Here is a 21,222-nt window from a genome sequence, read left to right on the forward strand (position 1 = left end):
CTAATCTTCTTCCCTATTCCGTAAATATTTTGGAACTATTTCATATATTTTCCCCGTCTCTACTGCATCAACAAACTGCAGAAGCCATTTATAGTAATGGAGAGCATAATCCAATCGTTCTAAGTCATCATAAATCAGACGCTTTAGTTCCTCATCCTTCGAATTGCTAAGTACTGCTTCTAATTCATCAATTGCTTCGTTCGCTTCTTCAATATTTGTTTCTGTTGCCTTTTTCCATTGTCTGGAGAAAAGAGCAGTAAATGATTTATACCAATCCTCTTCTACTTGATATAGATCCTTTCTAACACCTCGGCGAAACACAGGTTCTACCATCTTCATGTCTGATAATGTTCGAACTCCCGTACTCATACTTGTCTTACTCATAGCTAACTCTTCTCTCATATCATCTAATGTCATAGGTCCATTGGAAAAATAAAGAGCACCGTAAAGTCTACCAATGGACGGAGTTATTCCATATAATGTCATGTTTTTTGCAATACTTTGAATAAAACGATCTTTCGTTTCTTCATATTTCTGCCAATTTTTATCCAACGATAAAACCTCCATGTGCAACTATCTAAGACAATTTTACCAAAATAGAAAAGAAATAAAAAGTTGTATAATCTTTATACATGCATCTCCATTTTCTGCACCTTTACTCTATTTAGTTCTTCTTCAATATGGTGGTGACAAGTAAAAAATAGTATCTGACGTTTTTCCCCTATTTTAATTAAGGTTTTCATGACATTTTCTCGTCTTTCTCTGTCCAAATTCACTAACGTCTCATCCATGATAAGAGGAAAAGATGTATCTTTCTTGTATGTTAATGCTAAGGAAAAACGAAAAGACAAATACAATAATTCGCACGTACCACGACTAACCTCAGATGGATCAAATCTTTTTCCATCATGTCGTACTAAAACGAATTTTTGTTCACCTAATGGGGCCAACACTTTCCTATAAATCCCGTTTGTCATGAGCGAGAATAACCGTTCCGCTTCTTTTAAAACCAGAGGTTGTTTTTCCATTTCATATATTCTTTTCACTTCTTGAAGAATATGCAAACTCAGAGATGCAGTTCCCCATCTTTTCAGTAAAGATTGCATCTCTTCTTTCAACTGAAAAAATAGTAGTTTGCATTCTTCATAGGAACCTTCTTGTTGTAGAAATGCTATCTCTTTTTTTATAGTTGCTAATGAATCTCGTTGTTCTTCTATATTCTTCTCTAGCAAATCAAGTGATTTCATCATTTGCTGTTTCACTGTTACAGGTGCGTATTCTTCCATTAAAATTTTCTGAATAATAGATAATAGGTTCTGCTCATCTGGAATACTTACCTTCATTTGTGCCCATAGCTGATTTCTCTCTTCTGTCCACGTTTGTTGTCGTTTACTTGTTTCACCTAATTTACTGAATTCCTCTTCGGTAGTTACATTTGCACTATGTACAAAAAGTTGCTTTTCCTTCTTCAGATCCGCTAACTCTACTTCTAGACGGGAGATAGTTTCTCTTCGATGTTTTCTAAATTGTTGTAACTCATTCAGCACTTTCTCTTTATTATTTTGTTCTCTTAGAAAGATCTTACACAGCTCCACGCCTCTCGTAACAGAGGATTGCTCTTCATATCCTATTCGTTTAAGAAAACTATTCAACTTCCTCTCAAATGTTCGTTGATTTTCTTGCAACTGTTTCATTCGTTCCTCTTTTTGTTCTAAATGCTCTTGATGTCGTATCCACTCGTCAATCACTTGTAAAAGAACTGCATACGTAGGGAAATCAAGGTTGTCTGGAAGATGATACTTTTTAGTCCAAAGGTTAAGCTCGTTCCTTAACATTGATAAACTATTATCACATTGATGTAATCTTTTTTCTGATTCTATTTTTTGTTGTAATACTAATTGCAATTGTTCTTTTTTCTGAGTATATATGGCTCGATTTTTCTTATCCGAACTAACAATATCTTTCCATCTTTCTATATCACTTTGCTCAAAGGATTCGGCATTTTTCTGTAGCTCGTTTATTTTTCCTTGAATGGTGTTTTCTTCTTTTTCATAATTCACTTGAATGTTTTTTCTTGTAGTTTTTTTCCAATAAGTAAAACAAAAAAAGAATACAGATAGAACTCCTCCGATAATGGATGCAAGCATCTCATTTATTACAGCAGAATAAATACTACTGAAGAGAAAGACTAACGCAAGAATAAGAAAAATATTTATTTGTGATGTTTCTCTTTTGATATGCTCCTGTTTTTGATTTTTTAGAAAGAGTAAACGATCGGTTAACATTCTTTTTTCTAGTTGACTATGGCCATTTGTAAAATTCACTATATTGTCTTCAAGTTTTTTTACTTCTTCAATAGGTACTAACTGGCTGTGTAATTCATCTATGTTATTCTTCCTACCTGCTACTTCATTTTCTAACTTTTCCAGTTCCTGTAATACTCGTTTCTTTGTCTCTTTCTCAATGTTCCATTGTTCTTTCATTTGATAGAATGTCGTTTTCATTAAAGGGTGAGAGGGAATGAGGGAAAAATTTAGTTCTTTCCCTTCCTTATTCCACTCTTCTTCTATTTCATTCTTCTTTTTTAGAAGATGGTTTACCTGTAATAGATTTTCATTTCTATCAAGATCTCGTTGGCGATACACCTCAAACTGCTGCAACGTTTCTGGTATTTCATTCTTCCATATTGTCCAGGATGGATGAAGTTTAATACCTTCTATGTCATCATCCAATAATTTTTGTTTCACTTGTTCATCTCGAAGCAAAGATTGTTTTTCCGTTATTTTTTCATTAAAAGTATCTAACCGTTGCAACCCATTTTGAGGAAAAGAAACTACAGGGGATTCTTGTTCTAGTAGGTATTGTTTCTCCTGCCATTTCTTTGCTACTTCTACTATCACCTCATGCTTTTCCGCTTCCTTTACTTCTCGTAAAAGAGATGATTTCGTCTCTTTATTTTGTGAGATTTGTTCGTCTAATTTTATAACCTGCTTTTGTAATAATTCAAATTGATCTAGTCTTTCCTCCCACTTTATTATTTCACGCTCTTTTTCTTCTAGCTTTTTCGCAAGTAAATTCATTTCGGTCTTCTTACCCTTTGGTTTAAAAAGTTGCTCCATTTCTCCTTCTAACTTTTTCTCCAATTGAGAAATTGTCTGACCGCCACCAAGTCCTGTATCATATAAAAAACGATGTAATTCTTCTGGATTCATTTTTCCTAGTCCGTTTAATCCATCTAAGTCAAAACAAAATATCCCTCGAAATGTACTTTGATCCAATGAGAGCAAGCTTTCTAATGCGGAATCATCACTTGTTCTTCCATCCGAGAAATAAACAGTAACATCCCCCTTGGCTTTTCTCCCCTTTACTCGTTCTATAACAACTTCATCATTGTTTTCATCAACAATCGTAATGGCGCCACCATAAGCATCCCCTACCATAGGAATATATTGATTTTCCCCTTTTCTCGGAAAACCAAAAAGGATTGCTTCAATAAAAGACATAAGTGTTGATTTACCAGACTCGTTTTTTCCACAAAAAAGGTGAATTCCTTCTTCACATAAATCCCACGTCTCATTCTTCCATTTTCCATATCCGTGTATATGCACGTTTCTTATCTTCATTGTTTTTTTACCTCACTTAATAATGGAGATAATAGTTTCTTTTCTGCTTGATCAAGTAAGTCATGTATCTCATCATTTGTTAGCTGGTCTACATATTTTTTTACTGTAGCATGGGAAAAAATCGGCTTAAATACCGAATCTATTTCACTTCTATTCACTTTCCTATCATCTACCACTCGTATTACATCCCCTAGAAGATGATCTTGTTCCTTTAACTTATTTCGGTCATATATTGGGGAAGTATGAAGTTCCACTCTATCAACCCAGATGTAAGGTGCAACTACCTCATTTCGGAGCGTATATAAAAAGTCTTGCTGTTCTTCTATTAGTTTGTCATGCAAAATACCATATCCATGTAATTCTATTGTTACCAAGTAGATCGTATTAGAATGCAAATCCTGTAAACCTTCTTCTACTAGTTCTAGTAGATCTTCCATCTTATGTAAAGAATCTATGGAAAAACAGAAAGATTCCCATATAACAGAAGCTGTGTTTATAAAAGTTAAGTTTGCTGTACTTTTCGATAGCTCTACATAATAACATCCTTTTTCTCCAAGCTCGTTTCTATGACCCCCTTGAATACTCCCAGAATACACGATTGGAGGTGATGTATTTAAAATACTCCTCTTATGTATATGACCTAGTGCCCAATAATCAAAATTACGTTCCTCCAATTCTTTTACGGTAAATGGAGCGTATGGCTCATGTTCAGATTGCGTTGTTTCTTGCCCATGCAATAACGCAATATGATAATCTTCCTCTGATCCTTTTCGCACAAATAATGGTGCTGGATTATCGTAAAATCCCTTTTGAGGATAACTAAAGCCATGAATAAAGATGTTATCTCCATCGTTATTTGTTATCTTTATTGCTTCTATCTCCGTTGGAAAAACATAGACGTTATCTACGTTTTCTGGCTTGTCCTTTATGAGTGGATCATGATTTCCATGGATGATAAAAAGAGGAATGTTATACTCCCGAAGTCGCTCTCCCTGTTTCTTTAAAAACCACTGCCCACGAATGAAACGCTGTTCCTGATCATATACATCTCCACTAATCAAAACAAAATCTACGTTCTTTTCTAATGCTATTGTAATTATCTCTTCAAATGATGTATAGGTAGCTTGTTGAATGGATAGTGACATGTGTTCTGGCATATCTGTATGAGTTTTTATGGAACGTCCTAAATGCACATCAGCACAATGAATAAATCGAAGCATCACCGAACCCCTTCCACACTTTTTTACTAAATTATAACATAAAAAGGGAATGAACGTTCGTAACAGTAATATCAATAAGAAAGCGCAAGGCGGAATTGACGAAGGTGGCTCGGCAACTCCCCTAGGAAAGCGAGTAGGCTGAAGCAAATGGAATACAACCAACAAAGTTACTAATACTTGATAGTTTAACTCCACTTGAAAACGCGTATTTTCAGGGGAGACTTTCCATTTAATAAGAAGGAAGCAACTCTATATCAGAAACACCCTTCAAAGATAGAGTGATATGTTGAAACTTTTGCGGGCGATAGCCCATTAAATAAGTTGGACATCGTCCTATTAATTCATTATTGTAACGATTTATGAATCATTGGTGAGATGGTCTAATTCTTTACTAATTTCTTGAAGAATATTTTTAGCCACTTTAAAATATATATAGGAATATCTTATCTAGGAGGTGAGGAACAATGAAAAAATATTATATTACTGCATTTGATCGCAGTGGATCTCCATTATTAAATGAAATGTTTGAGGCATCGGATGATTCAGAAGCACAAAACATTGGATTAAAACGTCTTTCAGAAAAGCAGCTTCTTCACCATCCAAGCCGCATCGTACGTTCATCAGGTAGTCTACTTTACTTTCATCAATAAGATTTGAGCTGACAAAAAGATTGGAGTTTTCTTTTTGTCAGCCCAGATTTAGTTACATTATTCTCCCATCGAATAAAAGGTTGCAGTCACTTTTCCTAACAACTTACCTTTTTCATCCTCCAGTAAGCACTCAACAAATTGAACGTTCCTTCCTTTCTTTAAAAAATACGCAGTGGCATGAATTTCTCCTTCTCTTGTTGTACGAAAAAATTGAGTTTTAAGTTCTAGTGTTACCGATGGTTTCTCACCAAAAGCAGCACAAAGGTGCCCCATAGCTGTATCTGCAATATAGGAGTATATACCACCATGAATAAATCCCACAGGATTAAACATAATGTCCGTAACAGGTACAGTGATTTTCACCTTTTCTGCTTCCTCCAAATATTGAAAGTCAAAGTTCATTAGTGAATCTAAAAAAAGTTGTCCTGTTCCGTCATTGTGAACCTTTAAGGCTCTTTCGAAGTTATCGCGAAGTACTTGTTCATCCATTTTCTTTTCCCCATCCTTTATACTATTTGATTGCTTTTACACCGAATAGCTCTGTTAATGCTTCTAATTTCTTTTCTGTATACTCTTTGTATCGATTGATATATGTTTGTGGATCCTTTGGATTAGCGAAACGATCGATAGCTCCTGTTTTTGGATCAACCCATTTACTCGAAGCACCGCAACCTAACCCAATAATAGTTTGGACTTCTTCCATAATCATAATATTATAGATACTTTCTTGTTTAGGAATTGCGTAACCTACATTCTCCAGATTCCCTAATATATTTTTTTGTCGATACAAATAGTACGGTACATATCCTACCTTATCCATCCAATTACTAGATAACTTCATCATTTCATGAATTTCATCCCTGTCTGCTACTTTATATTTCTCTTTATATTTCGTCATTTGAGATGCTCTTTTGTAGGATAAGGTATGAACAGTTAATGACGTTGGACGTAATTTTTCTGTCATGTCTAACGTGTGTCTCATTTCCTCTATCCCTTCACCAGGAAGACCAATTATTAAGTCCATATTAATATTCGTCAAGCCACTTTCATAAGCCATTTTATATTTTGTAATAGTTTCCTCAACAGAGTGATGCCTACCGATAGCTTTTAACGTTTCATCCGTGAATGATTGTGGATTTACACTAATTCTATCAACACTCCATTTCTTTAACACATCAATTTTTTCCAGAGTGATTGTATCAGGACGACCCGCTTCTACTGTAAGTTCGCGGACTTCTTTTACATTAGGAAAAACCTCATACATTTTTTCATAAAGAGCGTCCATTTGTTCAGCCGTAATACTCGTAGGTGTTCCTCCACCATAATAAATAGTCGTTATTTTGATGTTATTCTCCTTTAACCATGCACCTGTCTCTGACATTTCGAAGTGGAGACCTTCTAGAAATTCTTCTACAGAACCATTCTTTCCGTTGATTGCATATGCTGGGAAAGTACAGTATGCACACATGGTTGGACAGAAAGGGATACCGATGTATATACTTACTTCTTGACTAATTTCATCCAAGTCAGTAACCACCGCTAATTGACGATCGACGATACATTCTAATAAATGAATCTTTTCTTCATGTAATAAGTATTCCTTGGATAGAGTGTCACTAATTTCTTTCTTTGATTTTCCTTTTTTCCTAAGGGAGTGATAAAGCTTCGTCGGACGAATTCCCGTGAGAATTCCCCATGGCTGTTCCATTCCTGTATAATTTGTTAAGAGTGTTAACGTAATTTTACTAGTAGCTTGCTTTCTTGCTTTGCGAAATCCTTCTGATGTAACCTCTGTATCAGCTTCAGCAATTCCTATTATTTGGTTTTCGTTAATAAGAACTCCTTTAAGCGTAACTACCTCATCTTCTGTTACTTCTTGAAAAACAATGACCAATCCTTGACTCTCACATGGATGTTCTCCATCCTGAAAGTTCACTTCCGCTTCATCGTTAAATAATTGAATAATCCTCTCAATAGATCTTCTATTTTTTTCTTCTATATTAAAAACTGTAATTGAATTCATTGAAGATTTTCCTTTCTAAATAACTTGCTTTATACAGTGTAGATTGTTGTGTGTGTTTTCGCAAGGGAGATTGACTGCCCCAGTCTTACATTTATATTATGAACCTAAAATATGTGAACTACTTTTATATTGAAGATGTATTATTTTAAGTATTCGATTTTTATCAATAGGCTAGATGCGGAAAGGTACTAGGACACACGTATTTTTAGTAGACACCCATGCAAGTGAAAATTTTCACCATGACGGATAACAATACGTTATGGGTATAGTTAGTATCTTTCACTTTATAGAAAGGAGTGGACTGGATGGAATTTAATACAATCAAACAAAGTTAGTACACTAGATAAGTTTAGCTATCTCTACCTCTAACTCGCGTATTTTCAGGGTAAACATCCATTAAACATCACTTGTTGTTTACCATAAATAAAAAAGTGCAGCCCCCTTTATCAGGAACCACACTAGATTCAACATATTATTTATACACCGCTGGATGAAGCTGTTTGCGGAATACTTCTCTTACAGCATAACCAACACCATTTTGGTTATTGGAACGAGTTACCCAGTCAGCGATGTTTTTGATATTAACAGAAGAATTCCCCATTGCAATACCTAAACCAGCTTGAGTGATCATTTCCTCATCATTTTCATACGATCCGATTGCAACCATTTCTTGAAGAGAAATGCCAAGCTTTCTCCCTAATACTTGTAAGCCCTTTGCCTTTGATGTTGTACTATCCACAATATCAAGACTTCCTTCAATAGAGGATGTCATATGAACCGTTTTAATCGACTCACTGATTTCCTCCATCGCATCTTGTCGCTCTTTTTCACTCCAGAATTGAGCTCTGATTTTCGGAACCGTTAATGGTTGATCAATCAAGTAATTGCTAGGAGAGTCTACATAATTTATAGGATAGAACAATGGATCTCCAACGCCTATATTCATCCTTGCTATAATATTTCTTTGTCTTACTTTGTTTCCTACAGCATATTTTTCATGTAATAGACGAATATGACAATGATAATTTTCTAATATGTCCACAATTTGGTACACACGTTCTGAATCCATTCTTCTTTCAAAAATGGGTTCTTCCACTTCGGATGCAACGAATGCACCGTCATGCGTTATGAGATACGCATCATCAAGCTTTAATGCTTTTGCAACCTTTTTCGCGGATGGGAAAGATCTCCCCGTTGCAAATGTTACGTATGCCCCTTTTTCCTTTGCATAGTCAATTGCTTCTTTTGTTTCCTTCGCTAATCGATGATTAGACTTTAATAGGGTCCCATCGATGTCTAGCGCTAATAAGCGATATACCATTGCTGCCTTCCCCCTTCATGATCCTTTACCTTCCGTGGTAATACACATATATGTCCTAATTTATGCGAATAGAACCTAAGGAACATGAAAATATAAGGCAATTACTTATTTTATGCTGCCTGTCCCTTTAATTCTCACCTCCGTGTTCACTGTAATTTGGGCATCAGGATATATGGATTCTATCCAATTCATTTCCTTCCATTCTGAATATCTGACACTATTACGAACGTACGTACCAAAACCGATACTATCTACTCCAAACTGCTGCAGCTTTGTGATTACATTTTGTGATTTCTTTTGGATATACTCCTCTAGCTGATTTTCCAATTTCATTTTTGGTTCTCTAACGGATAGGTCAGATGTTCCACTATATTCTTCTATAATTCCTTTCACCTGTAGATTGATTTCCAACACATCAGGAGATGTAACGATAAATTTGGGCCTTACTTCTAGAACAGAAAAAGATGTAAAAACGTCATCCTCATCTTCCAGCGCAATATTAAAATATACATTCTTCTCCTCATAATCACTATATAACATGTGAAAAAAAAGAGACTCATCTGGAGTTAATTTATTCACATACTTGTCTTCTCGAAACAATGCAATACCATCTATAATAATTTCGTTTTCCCCTTTTTTAATAATAGGACAAACTGGATCTATCCCATCATCATAGTAATCTCTACTAAATTGATAGAGTGAAGTACCAATAACAACACTTTGGTCTGCTTCCTTATCTATTAAGTCATGTAAATATCTACTTGTCCGAGGATGCCGCGAGTATTCCTCAAATAGTAGTTCCTTTCCAGTTCCTCCTTCTACAACGATAACCTTTACATGCAAGCCTATATGACTGTCTCGGTCTAATGAATTAATTATAGGCATTATCCCTTCTTTCGCTAGATCTTGATTAAAGAGAACAGAGCGTAATTGACCCGCTACCAGCTTTCGATCCGACTTTCTTGCAATATTAGATGTTCCTTCTTTCAGTGCGTGTGCCTTTGTTGTTAAGACTTCCCTTAAATCTTCTGCGGTTTGATCTACTTGAGGCGTGTCTATTGTAATGATCAGCCTTCCTTCTTCTGTAGGATTTTCCGTATTTAAGTCATATGCAACGCTATGCATAAAACCTAAATCCTCTATGATATTTGGTTCTCCACAACCTTGGAGAAGAATGATAAATAACAAAATGATGACTAACCTTACCTTCATTGGCTAATTCCTCCTTTCTTCTTATTTTTCCACAGGAAGAATAAAAGTAAGAGAGGTAAAGAAAAAGACAAAATTATTTCTGGCACATTTACATATTCCATTACTTTGAATAGATCTGATGGAACATCGATAAGAAACAAAGAAAAATAGGTAGAAAAAACGAAAACAAATTTAAATAAGGTTGATTTCGCAAAAGGAGCAATACGTTCGGAGATCTTCAACGCAACCCAGTAATACATCACCACAGTAATTACTACTTTTATTAGGAAAAGGCTTAGAGTCAAATGCTCCATTCTTTCTAAAAATGGTGCACGAATGTACTTTAATTGTTTAATAATTGGATACATAATTTTTTCAATTACTTCGTTTCCATAAAAACCAAGCGTAACGATACAGGCAGTAGTATAAATGAAGGTAGTAAATAAATGCCCTATAAGAATAGCTTTTGTCTGTCTTGAATTTTGCTCCATATAAGGAAACAAAAATAGTACTAATTCATATCCCAAAAATGCAACATATACTTCTATCCCTTTTTTAACTATATCTAAATCCCCCTGAAAAAAGTGTGGGGTCATCCGCTGAAACTTAAACTCTGGAAGAGCAACAATTAATAAAAAGACAGTCCAAATGGTTAAGAAAAAGAAAACAACAGTAATTTTCCCAATATTATATATCCCCTTAGTTAACATATAGACTGTCAGTAATAAATAAAAGAACAATAATAGATTCGAACTTGCATGAGGAAACATAAATATTTTTATAATGAACATATAATATTTTGCAACAAATACTGCAATGGCTCCAAACATTAGAATCATACATATATATAATGGATAAAGTAGAACTCTGTGAAGATTCTCTTCAAGAATATCAAGGACATCTTGACCTTTTCCCTTGATGTACACTTGATTAATAAGTAAGATGTTTACTACTCCTATAAAGGAAAGTATAAAAATTCCTACCCAACCATTTGTTCCGAAGGCTTCGATAACAAGTCGAGGGATACTAAATAAGGTTACAGCTGATTGGATCATATAAACTAGGATTCCAACTTGAGAATAATGAAGCTTCTCCCCCATTTACGTCATACCCCCTTCTATTGAAAGTACATTACTTTCTCATTCGAACTCGCGTTTTGTTGTATGTTTGATTAGCTACTGGTCGTTTTTTCAAAGAAAATAGTGGTCCACGAATTAATGTATCTTTCCAATCTTGTAAATATAAAGGTGCTATTGGAATTAAATAAGGTGTCCGTAGACTTGATAGTGATGTGATATGCACGATGATAAATGCCATTGAAATTACCATACCAAAGAACCCCAAAAATCCAGCTGCTATAATCATTGAAAAACGTACGATTCGAATGGAATTACTCATTGTATAACTAGGGAGAGCAAACGATGCAATAGCCGAACTTGCTACTACGATAATTAGAATATTACTAGTCAGACCAGCCGCAACTATTGCTTGACCTATGACAATACCTCCAACAATCCCAATCGTTTGTCCAACTTTGGTTGGTAACCTTGCTCCCGCTTCTCTTAATAGTTCTATAAGCAATTCTAGTAATAGTGCCTCTACAATTGGCGTAAAAGGAACCCTATTCCTGGATTCTGCTATGGTAATGAGAAGGTCCTCTGGAATCATCTCATAGTGGAATGTAAGAACAGAAACATAAATTGCCGTAAAAGTCAGAGTAATTAAAATAGCCAGTACTCGTAACAATCTTAGGCTTGAAGCAACAATCCACCGTTGATTATAATCCTCTGGGGATCGAATAAATTCAAAAAAGTCAGCTGGTGCTGTCAAAGCAGATGGGCTTCCTTCCATTAAAACAGCTATTTTCCCTGATAACAGTTTCGAAATAGCGTCACTTGGCAATTCCGAAACATGGAATTGCGGAAATAAGGAATTCGGTGAATCATCAATCAATTGAGCCATTTCGTTTACATCTAATACTCCATCGATTTCAATTAGTTGAATTCGTTTTTTTAATTGATTAACGATTTCCATTTTTGCAATTCCATCAATATATAAAATAAGTACCTCAGTCTTTGTTATTTCACCAACTTGGACCTTCACCACTTTTAGGTTAGGTGTTTTAATAGATCTTCTTATTAGTGAAAGGTTAGTATTTACATTCTCTACGAATGCGTCATGAGAACCTACAATGACTGATTCTAGTTCACTCTTTTCTATAGTTCGAAATTCTGGTCCAAATACATTATATGTATAAACCTTGTTTTCTAAGAAAATGGCAACAGATCCTTTTAATATATCTTGTACTATTTGATTTCCATCTAAAGCTTCTGTCGTTTGTAATGATTTTAACCAAGTAGGGATGTCCTCTGCGTTCTTTTTACCAACAATAGTTAAAACCTGTTCATCTAGCTTTACCTCGTCCACAAGACTTGGAAAATAAAAAACCTCCACTCCATTGCTTTGATAAAAATAACGTTGCAAATCTTCACTACCACTAAAGGCTTTTATAACCGATTCTTTTGTCGGAGTAATTGTTTCATTTTCCTTCACCATTCTCTTAGAAAGAAATCTCTTCTTTTTCTTCTTACCAAAAAACATAGGGAATTCCTCCATAACATGAGATTTCCTGTTATTTTAGCTTGCCCCGTTTTCTATGAACCACTCTCCTTTTTTTACCTAATATTTGGTGGATAGGAAAAAAAACGTTACACAAAATAAGGAATACTTAAGCTGAACAGAAAAGGGGGGGTTCCTTTGAGAAAATGGAAGGTTGTACTAATTACAAGTCTCATTATTCTCTTAGGATTTACTGTAATAATTCCGTTTATCCAATTTGACTATGCATTTGTACCAGATGAAGACGTGCGAGTAAATGATAAGCAATCACAAGGGATCCAAGGTTTTCGTGCTGAGGATGAGGAAAGTAACATCTCCGTAAATCAGGTTGAGTTAGGGAGAGACATGTTTTTTAAAGAAACCTTTGGAAATGAAGTATTTTTTACAGATGTTCTTGGAACATTCAACGGTCCTTTTACCATTGCAAATATAGGTAAAGCCATACTCAAGCTTAACGGAGAAGGTACGTCTAATTTACAAGTAGAGGCAGCAGAGGACTATGAAGTAGGAGATGTATCCTTCAAAAAAGGAGAACTAATTGACACAGGATTAGATGTAGCAAAAGGATCCTTAACGCCATTGGGAGTTAATATTTCCATGAGCGAAGGGCGTGTCCGTGCTGGAATTACTTGTGCAGTTTGTCATGCAACCGTCGATCGAGATGGTCAAGTTATTAGTGGGGTTCCTAATAATGACTTAAATGTCGGACTAGCTTTAGCAATGGGAACAAATACAGCTGCATACTTTACACATACAGAACTAGAAGTTGAGTTATTAGAAAATTTTGTGAGAGATAATACAAGAACCATTGAAACCGAAGACGGGAAAAGATTAGCGCTCCCGGATCCGGAACAACTTGAAGAATTCGTTGATAAAGAGATCTTAAAGTGGCCACCTGGAAGTAATGATCCAACCATTAACCTTTCGAATAATCCTGTTCAGTTTCCTGATACATTTACATTAGGAGACCATCCCTATGGGTGGGGAGGTCAAGGATTAATTGGGCCATTTAAAGGTCTAAGTGCAGCAATTAATAATGCTCATGCACAAAACATGGATGCGGTTTCTCAAGCAGAAATAGCTAAAAATGTTTTAGACATAGATAAAGAATTGTATCTCGCGATTATGTTACAAAATGCAGCACATGAAAAACTAAAATATGATCCATTCAGTGGGGAAAAACCTTCAGACTTTTTCACAAGGATTGACCCTACTCCAGGTGTACCGGGTGTGATCGAACTAATAAAATCTGCTACTTATCCAGACATTAGCTTTTTATCTAGTACAGGCTTACTAACTAGCTCGCCAGGTTTCCGTGCTTGGGAACAAGTGAATGCCATGTCTGCATATATGAATCAGCTTTCTCCTCCAAAAACCGGTTTACCAAAAGAGGAAGAAACTTTTTTAGAGGGGGAAAGAGTTTTTAACGAAGCTGGTTGTAGCTCTTGTCATGGTGGCAGGTATTTTACAAATAATATATTAATCCCTGCAGATGAGATTGGCACCAATCCATCTCGTGCATCAGGTTTTTCTGCATCCGAAAAACAATTCAGTGATACTCCTTTATCATATACCGAAGATACACCTGTTCCATTACCTTCTAACCCGAAAAGAGTGGAAGTGGATATGACTGAAGAAGAACGAGCGCAACTAGAGCTAGGATGGGCACATAATGAATCCGGCGGTGGTTATAAAACGAAAGGGTTATTTGGGTTATATTGGAGCGCTCCTTACCTTCACGACGGTGGTGTTGCCGCGGGTCCTAATGGGGAACTAGGGGTTCCAGAAACAGTATTAAGCGGTATAACCCCTGACCCGTATTATAGTCTCCAAGCATTGCTAGATTCGCACCTTCGTAAAAAAGTTGTGGAAAAGAATCTTAGCATGGAGATGTTGCGAACTGCTAATGTAACCGGTGAAGGACATGATTTTTATGTTGATACGACTACTGGTTTTTCCGAAGAAGAACGAGAAGCTATTATTCACTACTTACTTCGTTTAACTGATGATTGATTGGAGGGATAGGTCATATGAAAGCAGTAACTTATCAAGGAATAAAGAAAGTGGAAGTAAAAGAAGTTCCTGCTCCTTCCATCATTCATAAAGACGATATCATCGTTAAAGTAACGGCTTGCTCTATTTGTGGGTCCGATCTTCATTGTTATCATGGGATGATTCCAAGTATGGATGAGGGATATATTGTAGGTCACGAAGGTATTGGAGTTGTCGAAGAAGTAGGAAAAGACGTAACGAAAGTCAAAAAGGGAGATACAATTATCATCCCTTATAACATAGCTTGTGGAAAATGTTATTATTGTAAGAATAATTTAGAATCTCAATGTATTAACGCAAGTCAATATGAAATCGGAGCTACGTATGGTTGCTCCCGTTTATTGGGCGATTATGATGGCACTTCTGCTCAATATGTAAGAGTTCCTTATGCTAATTTCACTCCTTTTGTCGTTCCAGAAAATAGTGAATTAACCGATGATGAACTCTTACTATTAACAGACGCCCTTCCAACTGCCTTTTGGGCAGTGGAAGATGCTGGGGTTAAGGGTGGGGACACGGTAATCATTATAGGATCTGGCCCCATCGGTTTGCTAACACAAAAGGCTGCATGGATGAAAGGTGCCGAACGAGTAATCGCCATTGACTACGTAGACTCCCGATTAGAGCATGCTCGTAAAACAAATAAAGTAGAAGCTTATAACTTGAATCAGTCTTCCGAATTAGCTGCTATCGTGAAGGAGATGACCCGTGGCGGTGCAGATGTTGTAATCGATTGTGTTGGGATGAGCGGGAAGATGACACCTATGGAGTTTGTCGGCTCTCTTCTAAGACTTCAAGGGGGAGCCATGGGAAGTCTAGAATTGGCAACCCAGGTAGTCAGGAAAGGAGGCATAATCCAAGTGGTTGGGGTATACGGAACTAGATATAATGCATTTCCATTAGGTGATTTATTTTCAAGGAACATAACACTACGAATGGGAATGGTTCCTGCCATACATATGATTCCAACTTTATATGATTTAGTTCAAACGAAACAGATCAAACCTGCAGATGTCATCTCTCACCATACATCATTAGAAGATGCAAAAGAAGCATATCAAATGTTTGATACCCAAAAAGATAAATGCTTAAAAATAATTATGAAACCTTAATATTTTTTGAATACGGAAAATAGTATGAATCTTTCAGATAACGTGAAATCACCTTTTGTTTCATGTTATAGTTTTAAGGGAATGGAATAAGTGCGTATATTTTACTTAGAACTAGCTTAGATGTGCGTACAAAAAACTTAGGAGGAAATTTTTTATGGCAAATCCTTATGATAAGGCACATGAATTGGCTAGTGTCTTAAAAGAAAGCGAAGAATTTACTACATTAAAAAACTTACATGACGAGGTAAATAGTGACGAAGTAGCAAAACGTATGTTAGATAACTTCCGAAATGTACAAATGGAGCTTCAACAAAAGCAAGTGCAAGGTGCTCAAATTACGGAGGAAGAACTTCAACAAGCTCAACAACAGTTTCAATTAGTTCAACAGCATGAAACAATTTCTAAACTTATGGAAGCTGAGCAACGCATGAGCCAGTTAATCACTGACATTAATAAAGCTATTACAGCTCCTTTAGAGTCACTTTACGGACTAGAAGAACAAGGACAAGAGTAAATGAAACTAAGCGACCCAAAGATAATTAAACCTTTGAGTCGCTTTTTTTTTATGATCGAACCTTTCACGAGAGAAAACGTTGATGAAAGGCTCGCTTTCGCTTTGATCGAACCTTTCACGAGCAAAAACGTTGATGAAAGGTTCGATCTCGCTTTGATCGAACCTTTCACGAGCAAAAACGCTGATGAAAGGCTCGATCTCGCTTTAATCGAACCTTTCACGAGCAAAAACGCTGATGAAAGGTTCGATCTCGCTTTGATCGAACCTTTCACGAGCGAAAACGTTGATGAAAGGTTCGATCTCGCTTTGATCGAACCTTTCACGAGCGAAAACGTTGATGAAAGGTTCGATCTCGCTTTGATCGAGCCTTTCACGAGCAAAAACGTTGATGAAAGGCTCGCTCTCGCTTTGATCGAACCTTTCACGAGCGAAAACGTTGATGAAAGGTTCGATCTCGCTTTAATCGAACCTTTCACGAGCAAAAACGCTGATGAAAGGCTCGATCTCGCTTTAATCGAGCCTTTCACGAGCAAAAACGTTGATGAAAGGCTCGATCTCGCTTTGATCGAACCTTTCACGAGCAAAAACGCTGATGAAAGGCTCGCTCTCGCTTTGATCGAGCCTTTCACGAGCAAAAACGTTGTTGAAAGGCTCGCTCTCGCTTTGATCGAACCTTTCACGAGCGAAAACGTTGATGAAAGGTTCGTTCTCGCTTTGATCGAGCCTTTCACGAGCAAAAACGCTGATGAAAGGCTCGATCTCGCTTTGATCGAACCTTTCACGAGCAAAAACGCTGATGAAAGGCTCGCTCTCGCTTTGATCGAACCTTTCACGAGCAAAAACGTTGATGAAAGGTTCGTTCTCGCTTTGATCGAACCTTTCACGAGCAAAAACGTTGATGAAAGGCTCGCTCTCGCTTTGATCGAACCTTTCACGAGCAAAAACGTTGATGAAAGGCTCGCTCTCGCTTTGATCGAACCTTTCACGAGCGAAAACGTTGATGAAAGGCATGCTCCCCCCTCTGATCTTTCTCTCACCACACTAAAATCTCTTCTATATAAGAACCAACAGCAACAATCCTTGAACAAGACCAATAATTCCACCAATTGCAGCTCCCAAGACTGCAATCATCTTAAGTTCTCGGTTCGTTACGGAAATTAGCATCGTCTCTAATTTTTCCAGAGGGAAATTATTAATTTGATCCTCCACTATTTCTCGAATTCCCAAATGTTTCATCATTGATTTTAAATTACTTTCCAAGATGAATACAATCATCTCCATTGCTTTTGGAAAAAACGATTGAACAATTACAGGTTCATAGCGAACTGCCCATTCACTCATTGGTTTGTTCCACTCTCCGATTATTGGTGTTTCCGCAATTAGTCCAGCAACAATACTGTCTACCTTCTCATCAAGTGGGATACGATACATCAACTCTTCCGGTGTCTTCTTTAATAACTGCTCCAATTCGTTTTGTAACATAGTATTTAACATGACTTTTACCCTGTCTTCTTGTAATAATTTTGTAAACTCCTTTGAAACAATAGTAGACAAAGATACTCGTTGGACCATTCTCCCAAGTAATCCACCAACGTTCCCTTTCGTTTCAAAAAAACGAGCAACCATACTCTCTATTTGATCATTTCCAGCAGGAGATTGAAGATAGTTCTCTACTTTTGTTAAAATTTTATGTGAAACAGCTGGTATATAGCCTTCAAGCTTATCTCTCCACTCCTCTGTCAGAATCTCTTCTATGGGTTTCTGTTTTTGCTCATTTACAAAGCTGTATATTCTTTCTTTCAATAAACTTTCATACGATTCATTTACTTTCTGTAACGACCAGCGACTTCCAACATTTTTTTCTAAAATTTCATGTAAAGACTTATCTTGTTGTAAAAATGAATGTAAAAACTCTTGAAATCGAACATCTAATTGATTCAAAAAAGACTCATCTAATATTTTTTTTGCAATTCCTTCTGGAGTAACTAAGTGCTCCTCCACCATTTTCCCTAATTGACTCGCTATTTCCTTTCTTCGTTTTGGAATCAGACCGGGGGTAAATGGAACTTTCCATGATCTCACGTAAACTGGTTTATGTGGTCGAAATAACATGCGGATCGCTAATATGTTTGTTCCACCACCAATAAGTGCTCCTATAACAATCAATCCTATAAACCAAAGTAGATAAAATTCCATCAATTATCACCTTTTCTAATCAACATTTGCACAACTTACGAATTGCCCTCATAAGATACGATATCCACAAATACCTATGTTTTAGAATTATAGGTTCTGTTCCATTTTGCTCTTAATAATAAACGAGAAAGTTTGGTACGTTTCAAGAAATATAATAATCACCTATATTAAAAATCATAGACAATGAGGGATCTTCCTATGCTTTCCTTCACTTTTTATATATCAACTATTGAAGTAGATGAATATATTGAACCTAATCAAATTGTCATCCCTAAAAGGGTTGCTGACTTATGGAGAATACAATCCTCTACTTCTGTGACGCTAGCATATCATGTTTTATCTGTTAATACAGAGGTAATTGTAGATCCATTTATAGAAACATCTACTTTAAAAGTTGCCTCGAACATACAGGAAAAGCTTTCCATTCCTGTAGAGGAAAAGATACAGTGTATATACGATTATAATAACAATTCGTTTCAACTTGGGCCATCCTTTGGTGTTGTTGTTGGTGACGTCCGTTCCCATGAGTCGGCACCATTTGGCCCAATAACACCATATTTTACCGAGATGGCAATAAAAGCAACAGAATATTATATCCCTTTTGTTGTTTTTTCCTATAAAAAAGTAAAAGATTCCTATGTTACTGGATATGTATATCGTGATAATAAATGGATTATTCAAGAAGTACCGTTACCACATGTCATTTACAACCGTATTGGTCGCAGAGATCAAGAATGGTCAAAAAGTGGGAAATCTTTTTTTCACTATTTAAAAGAGAGAAATATTCCTTACTTTAATGATCGGTTTATACACAAATGGGAATCTATTCAATATTTTTACGAGGAACCTACATTACATCCTTTTATCCCTGAAACAAGACATTTACATTCTGTGGAAGATGTAACAGAAATGCTTCAAAAGCACTCCAGCATTTATATAAAGCCATTTTGGGGTAGAGAAGGATCTGGAATTATTCGAGTTGATAAAAATAAAGATACTGATAGTTTTTTACTTTCGTATGAAAAAAATAATACCTGGGAAAGCAAAGAGAAAAAAACTACTACTTCCATATTTTCTTCATTAAAAGAGAGAATGAAGAAAAGGCACTATATTATGCAACAAACGATAAACTTTGGATCAAATAGACCTATCGATTACCGAATTTTATGTATAAAAAATTATCACGGGCATTGGAAAGTATGTTCAGCAGTTTCACGGATAGGGCAACAAGAAAGTCTGGTTTCCAACCTTTCTAAGGGTGCAGTACAAAAGAAAGTATATACAACATTGAAAGAACGCATGTCACCTGATCAAGCATCACATATGGAGCGCTTTTTATATGAATTAGCTGTTCAGTGTGCCGAAGTTTTAGATATAGAAGCAGGAGGGATTTATGGTGAATTAGGGTTTGATTTTATGATAGACGATTCAGATAAAGTCTGGATACTTGAAGTAAATATGAAACCTTCAAAAGGAGAATTTCAACCAATGCATGGTAAAACCCCTCCTTCTATAAAATATTTATTATTCCTTGCCGCTTCATTAGCTGGATTTTTAACAAATTAGCTACCTATAAAATTTACGAATTAAAGGGGAAGAACAATGACTTCTCTCGGTATTTTACAACTTCAGACACAAAGTGACTCTCATTATATAAATAAAATTTCCCAAGCTTGTGTTAATCGAGGTATAAAAGTCTATCGATTTACTCCGTTTAACTATGATGCAAAGGAAAGAATCGTTCATGGACTTTTTTACAATGAAGAAACGAGGGAGTGGGAACGTTCATCATACCCTATGCCTGATTATATATATGACAGAGTCTTTTACCCTTCTGATAAGAAAGTGAGAAGCTACATTCAAAAGTTAATTCATCAAATACGCAAAGATTCTCATTTTATCGGAGCGGGACTACCAAATAAATGGGCCGTATATCAATGGTTAAAGAAAGATAAATATTTAAAAGACCATTTACCTGAAACAAATATTTTAACTAATGAAACACTAAGTACTTTCATAAATAAATATAAAGCTTGTCTCATTAAGCCTCTTTTTGGATCTAGTGGTAACGGTATTTATGTTATTGAAAAAAAAGATGATGTAATTTCTATAAAAAAGGGTAATGGATCTAGTGTCCAGCTAGTAAATAACCACATTGAGGAAGTTGTTGACTACCTGGAAGAACACGTACGGCCATATAGTTATATTATTCAGCCATTATTACCTCTTACAATCAATAATCGACCTTTTGATTTACGGATTGTTATGCAAAAGATCAATGCTTCTGATTGGAATGTTATTGGGAAAGGCTTTAGAATAGGTAAGGAGAGAACATTTATATCAAACCTCTACGCTGGTGGAGGAATTCAATCTACTTTACAACTACCGAAAAGCTATATCACTCCCATTAAGGAAAATCTAAGAAAAATTCTTCCTATTATTCCATTACAGATTCAGAAGTTCCATAGACCTTTATTTGAATTAGGTATTGATATCGGTATTGATACGTTTGGAAACGTATGGATATTAGAAGTCAATTCGAAACCTGGATATGAAACTGTTTTGAAAACCACTCATATTAGTAAAAAAGACATGATCTTTGAAGGACCTGTAAAACTAATTACCAATTTAGAAAAACATAATAGATTGTTAGACTCAAAAAAGATAGAATATTAAGTATTTTCTTGATTTCTTAAAAAGG

17 protein-coding genes are annotated in these 21,222 nt (G+C 35.9%); 7 read left to right on the forward strand and 10 right to left on the reverse strand.

What is annotated here, in order from left to right:
- From ACERII_RS07985 to ACERII_RS07995, 3 genes are read right to left on the reverse strand one after another with little or no spacing between them, the layout of a single operon-like run.
- Complete coding sequence (locus tag ACERII_RS07985; protein WP_373641390.1) at window positions 1-567, reverse strand: GbsR/MarR family transcriptional regulator; 567 nt, start codon at window positions 565-567, stop codon at window positions 1-3.
- A gap of 59 nt (window positions 568-626) precedes the next feature.
- Window positions 627-3,623, reverse strand: coding sequence for an ATP-binding protein (locus ACERII_RS07990; protein ID WP_373641392.1), 2,997 nt, complete (start codon window positions 3,621-3,623; stop codon window positions 627-629).
- Window positions 3,620-4,843 (reverse strand): metallophosphoesterase family protein, encoded by a 1,224-nt coding sequence (locus ACERII_RS07995; RefSeq protein ID WP_373641393.1) that lies wholly within the window; start codon window positions 4,841-4,843, stop codon window positions 3,620-3,622. Before ACERII_RS07995 ends, ACERII_RS07990 begins: the two co-directional genes overlap by 4 nt.
- Before the next feature lie 464 nt (window positions 4,844-5,307).
- Between ACERII_RS07995 and ACERII_RS08000 the strand changes: the two genes are divergently transcribed.
- Window positions 5,308-5,493 carry a YhzD family protein gene (locus tag ACERII_RS08000; protein WP_373641395.1) on the forward strand — a complete coding sequence of 62 codons (186 nt, stop codon included), beginning with the start codon at window positions 5,308-5,310 and terminating at the stop codon, window positions 5,491-5,493.
- Between the two features lie 57 nt (window positions 5,494-5,550).
- Here ACERII_RS08000 and ACERII_RS08005 read toward each other — a convergent pair whose 3' ends face one another.
- The 6 genes from ACERII_RS08005 to ACERII_RS08030 all read right to left on the reverse strand — a co-directional run bounded on the left by ACERII_RS08005 (window position 5,551) and on the right by ACERII_RS08030 (window position 12,629).
- Window positions 5,551-5,982: a PaaI family thioesterase gene (locus ACERII_RS08005; protein WP_373641396.1), complete on the reverse strand. Its 432-nt coding sequence runs from the start codon at window positions 5,980-5,982 to the stop codon at window positions 5,551-5,553.
- A 22-nt stretch (window positions 5,983-6,004) separates the two neighbouring features.
- Window positions 6,005-7,516: a coproporphyrinogen III oxidase gene (locus ACERII_RS08010; RefSeq protein ID WP_373641398.1), complete on the reverse strand. Its 1,512-nt coding sequence runs from the start codon at window positions 7,514-7,516 to the stop codon at window positions 6,005-6,007.
- Between the two features lie 472 nt (window positions 7,517-7,988).
- Window positions 7,989-8,837: a Cof-type HAD-IIB family hydrolase gene (locus tag ACERII_RS08015; RefSeq protein ID WP_373641399.1), complete on the reverse strand. Its 849-nt coding sequence runs from the start codon at window positions 8,835-8,837 to the stop codon at window positions 7,989-7,991.
- Between the two features lie 105 nt (window positions 8,838-8,942).
- Window positions 8,943-10,049, reverse strand: a complete 1,107-nt coding sequence (locus ACERII_RS08020) for a Ger(x)C family spore germination protein (RefSeq protein ID WP_373641400.1) — start codon at window positions 10,047-10,049, stop codon at window positions 8,943-8,945.
- A complete protein-coding gene (locus tag ACERII_RS08025) occupies window positions 10,046-11,128 on the reverse strand; it encodes a GerAB/ArcD/ProY family transporter (RefSeq protein ID WP_373641401.1) in 1,083 nt (360 codons plus the stop codon). Before ACERII_RS08025 ends, ACERII_RS08020 begins: the two co-directional genes overlap by 4 nt.
- Window positions 11,129-11,159: 31 nt before the next feature.
- Window positions 11,160-12,629, reverse strand: a complete 1,470-nt coding sequence (locus ACERII_RS08030; protein WP_373641403.1) for a spore germination protein — start codon at window positions 12,627-12,629, stop codon at window positions 11,160-11,162.
- 156 nt (window positions 12,630-12,785) lie between these two features.
- Here ACERII_RS08030 and ACERII_RS08035 point away from each other — a divergent pair, with 156 nt between their 5' ends.
- From ACERII_RS08035 to ACERII_RS08050, 4 genes are all read left to right on the forward strand, one after another.
- The gene (locus ACERII_RS08035) at window positions 12,786-14,660 is read left to right on the forward strand and encodes an electron transport protein (protein ID WP_373641404.1); all 1,875 of its coding nucleotides are present in this window, start codon (window positions 12,786-12,788) and stop codon (window positions 14,658-14,660) included.
- A 17-nt stretch (window positions 14,661-14,677) separates the two neighbouring features.
- Window positions 14,678-15,811 carry an alcohol dehydrogenase catalytic domain-containing protein gene (locus ACERII_RS08040; protein WP_373641406.1) on the forward strand — a complete coding sequence of 378 codons (1,134 nt, stop codon included), beginning with the start codon at window positions 14,678-14,680 and terminating at the stop codon, window positions 15,809-15,811.
- Window positions 15,812-15,965: 154 nt separating this feature from the next.
- Window positions 15,966-16,325 carry a YlbF/YmcA family competence regulator gene (locus ACERII_RS08045; protein WP_373641407.1) on the forward strand — a complete coding sequence of 120 codons (360 nt, stop codon included), beginning with the start codon at window positions 15,966-15,968 and terminating at the stop codon, window positions 16,323-16,325.
- Window positions 16,326-17,486: a hypothetical protein gene (locus tag ACERII_RS08050; protein ID WP_373641408.1), complete on the forward strand. Its 1,161-nt coding sequence runs from the start codon at window positions 16,326-16,328 to the stop codon at window positions 17,484-17,486.
- Here ACERII_RS08050 and ACERII_RS08055 read toward each other — a convergent pair.
- Entirely contained in the window at window positions 17,379-18,521 is a 1,143-nt protein-coding gene (locus ACERII_RS08055) for a DUF445 domain-containing protein (protein ID WP_373641409.1), read from the reverse strand. The genes ACERII_RS08050 and ACERII_RS08055 overlap by 108 nt on opposite strands.
- Before the next feature lie 198 nt (window positions 18,522-18,719).
- Between ACERII_RS08055 and ACERII_RS08060 the strand changes: the two genes are divergently transcribed.
- On the forward strand, window positions 18,720-20,087 hold the full coding sequence (locus tag ACERII_RS08060) for a YheC/YheD family endospore coat-associated protein (RefSeq protein ID WP_373641411.1): 1,368 nt from the start codon (window positions 18,720-18,722) through the stop codon (window positions 20,085-20,087).
- A 36-nt stretch (window positions 20,088-20,123) separates the two neighbouring features.
- On the forward strand, window positions 20,124-21,197 hold the full coding sequence (locus ACERII_RS08065) for a YheC/YheD family endospore coat-associated protein (protein WP_373641412.1): 1,074 nt from the start codon (window positions 20,124-20,126) through the stop codon (window positions 21,195-21,197).
- Window positions 21,198-21,222: the final 25 nt, after the last annotated feature.

Origin of the sequence: Evansella sp. AB-rgal1 (assembly GCF_041820985.1) — a bacterium.
Lineage (GTDB): Bacteria > Bacillota > Bacilli > Bacillales > Salisediminibacteriaceae > Evansella.

Excerpts from the sequence above, each read along its gene's own strand:
- ACERII_RS07985 (WP_373641390.1), bottom strand. The coding sequence starts at position 567 with ATGGAGGTTTTATCGTTGGATAAAAATTGGCAGAAATATGAAGAAACG.
- ACERII_RS07990 (WP_373641392.1), bottom strand. The coding sequence starts at position 3,623 with ATGAAGATAAGAAACGTGCATATACACGGATATGGAAAATGGAAGAAT.
- ACERII_RS07995 (WP_373641393.1), bottom strand. The coding sequence starts at position 4,843 with ATGCTTCGATTTATTCATTGTGCTGATGTGCATTTAGGACGTTCCATA.
- ACERII_RS08000 (WP_373641395.1), top strand. The coding sequence starts at position 5,308 with ATGAAAAAATATTATATTACTGCATTTGATCGCAGTGGATCTCCATTA.
- ACERII_RS08005 (WP_373641396.1), bottom strand. The coding sequence starts at position 5,982 with ATGGATGAACAAGTACTTCGCGATAACTTCGAAAGAGCCTTAAAGGTT.
- ACERII_RS08010 (WP_373641398.1), bottom strand. The coding sequence starts at position 7,516 with ATGAATTCAATTACAGTTTTTAATATAGAAGAAAAAAATAGAAGATCT.
- ACERII_RS08015 (WP_373641399.1), bottom strand. The coding sequence starts at position 8,837 with ATGGTATATCGCTTATTAGCGCTAGACATCGATGGGACCCTATTAAAG.
- ACERII_RS08020 (WP_373641400.1), bottom strand. The coding sequence starts at position 10,049 with ATGAAGGTAAGGTTAGTCATCATTTTGTTATTTATCATTCTTCTCCAA.
- ACERII_RS08025 (WP_373641401.1), bottom strand. The coding sequence starts at position 11,128 with ATGGGGGAGAAGCTTCATTATTCTCAAGTTGGAATCCTAGTTTATATG.
- ACERII_RS08030 (WP_373641403.1), bottom strand. The coding sequence starts at position 12,629 with ATGTTTTTTGGTAAGAAGAAAAAGAAGAGATTTCTTTCTAAGAGAATG.
- ACERII_RS08040 (WP_373641406.1), top strand. The coding sequence starts at position 14,678 with ATGAAAGCAGTAACTTATCAAGGAATAAAGAAAGTGGAAGTAAAAGAA.
- ACERII_RS08045 (WP_373641407.1), top strand. The coding sequence starts at position 15,966 with ATGGCAAATCCTTATGATAAGGCACATGAATTGGCTAGTGTCTTAAAA.
- ACERII_RS08050 (WP_373641408.1), top strand. The coding sequence starts at position 16,326 with ATGAAACTAAGCGACCCAAAGATAATTAAACCTTTGAGTCGCTTTTTT.
- ACERII_RS08055 (WP_373641409.1), bottom strand. The coding sequence starts at position 18,521 with ATGGAATTTTATCTACTTTGGTTTATAGGATTGATTGTTATAGGAGCA.
- ACERII_RS08060 (WP_373641411.1), top strand. The coding sequence starts at position 18,720 with ATGCTTTCCTTCACTTTTTATATATCAACTATTGAAGTAGATGAATAT.
- ACERII_RS08065 (WP_373641412.1), top strand. The coding sequence starts at position 20,124 with ATGACTTCTCTCGGTATTTTACAACTTCAGACACAAAGTGACTCTCAT.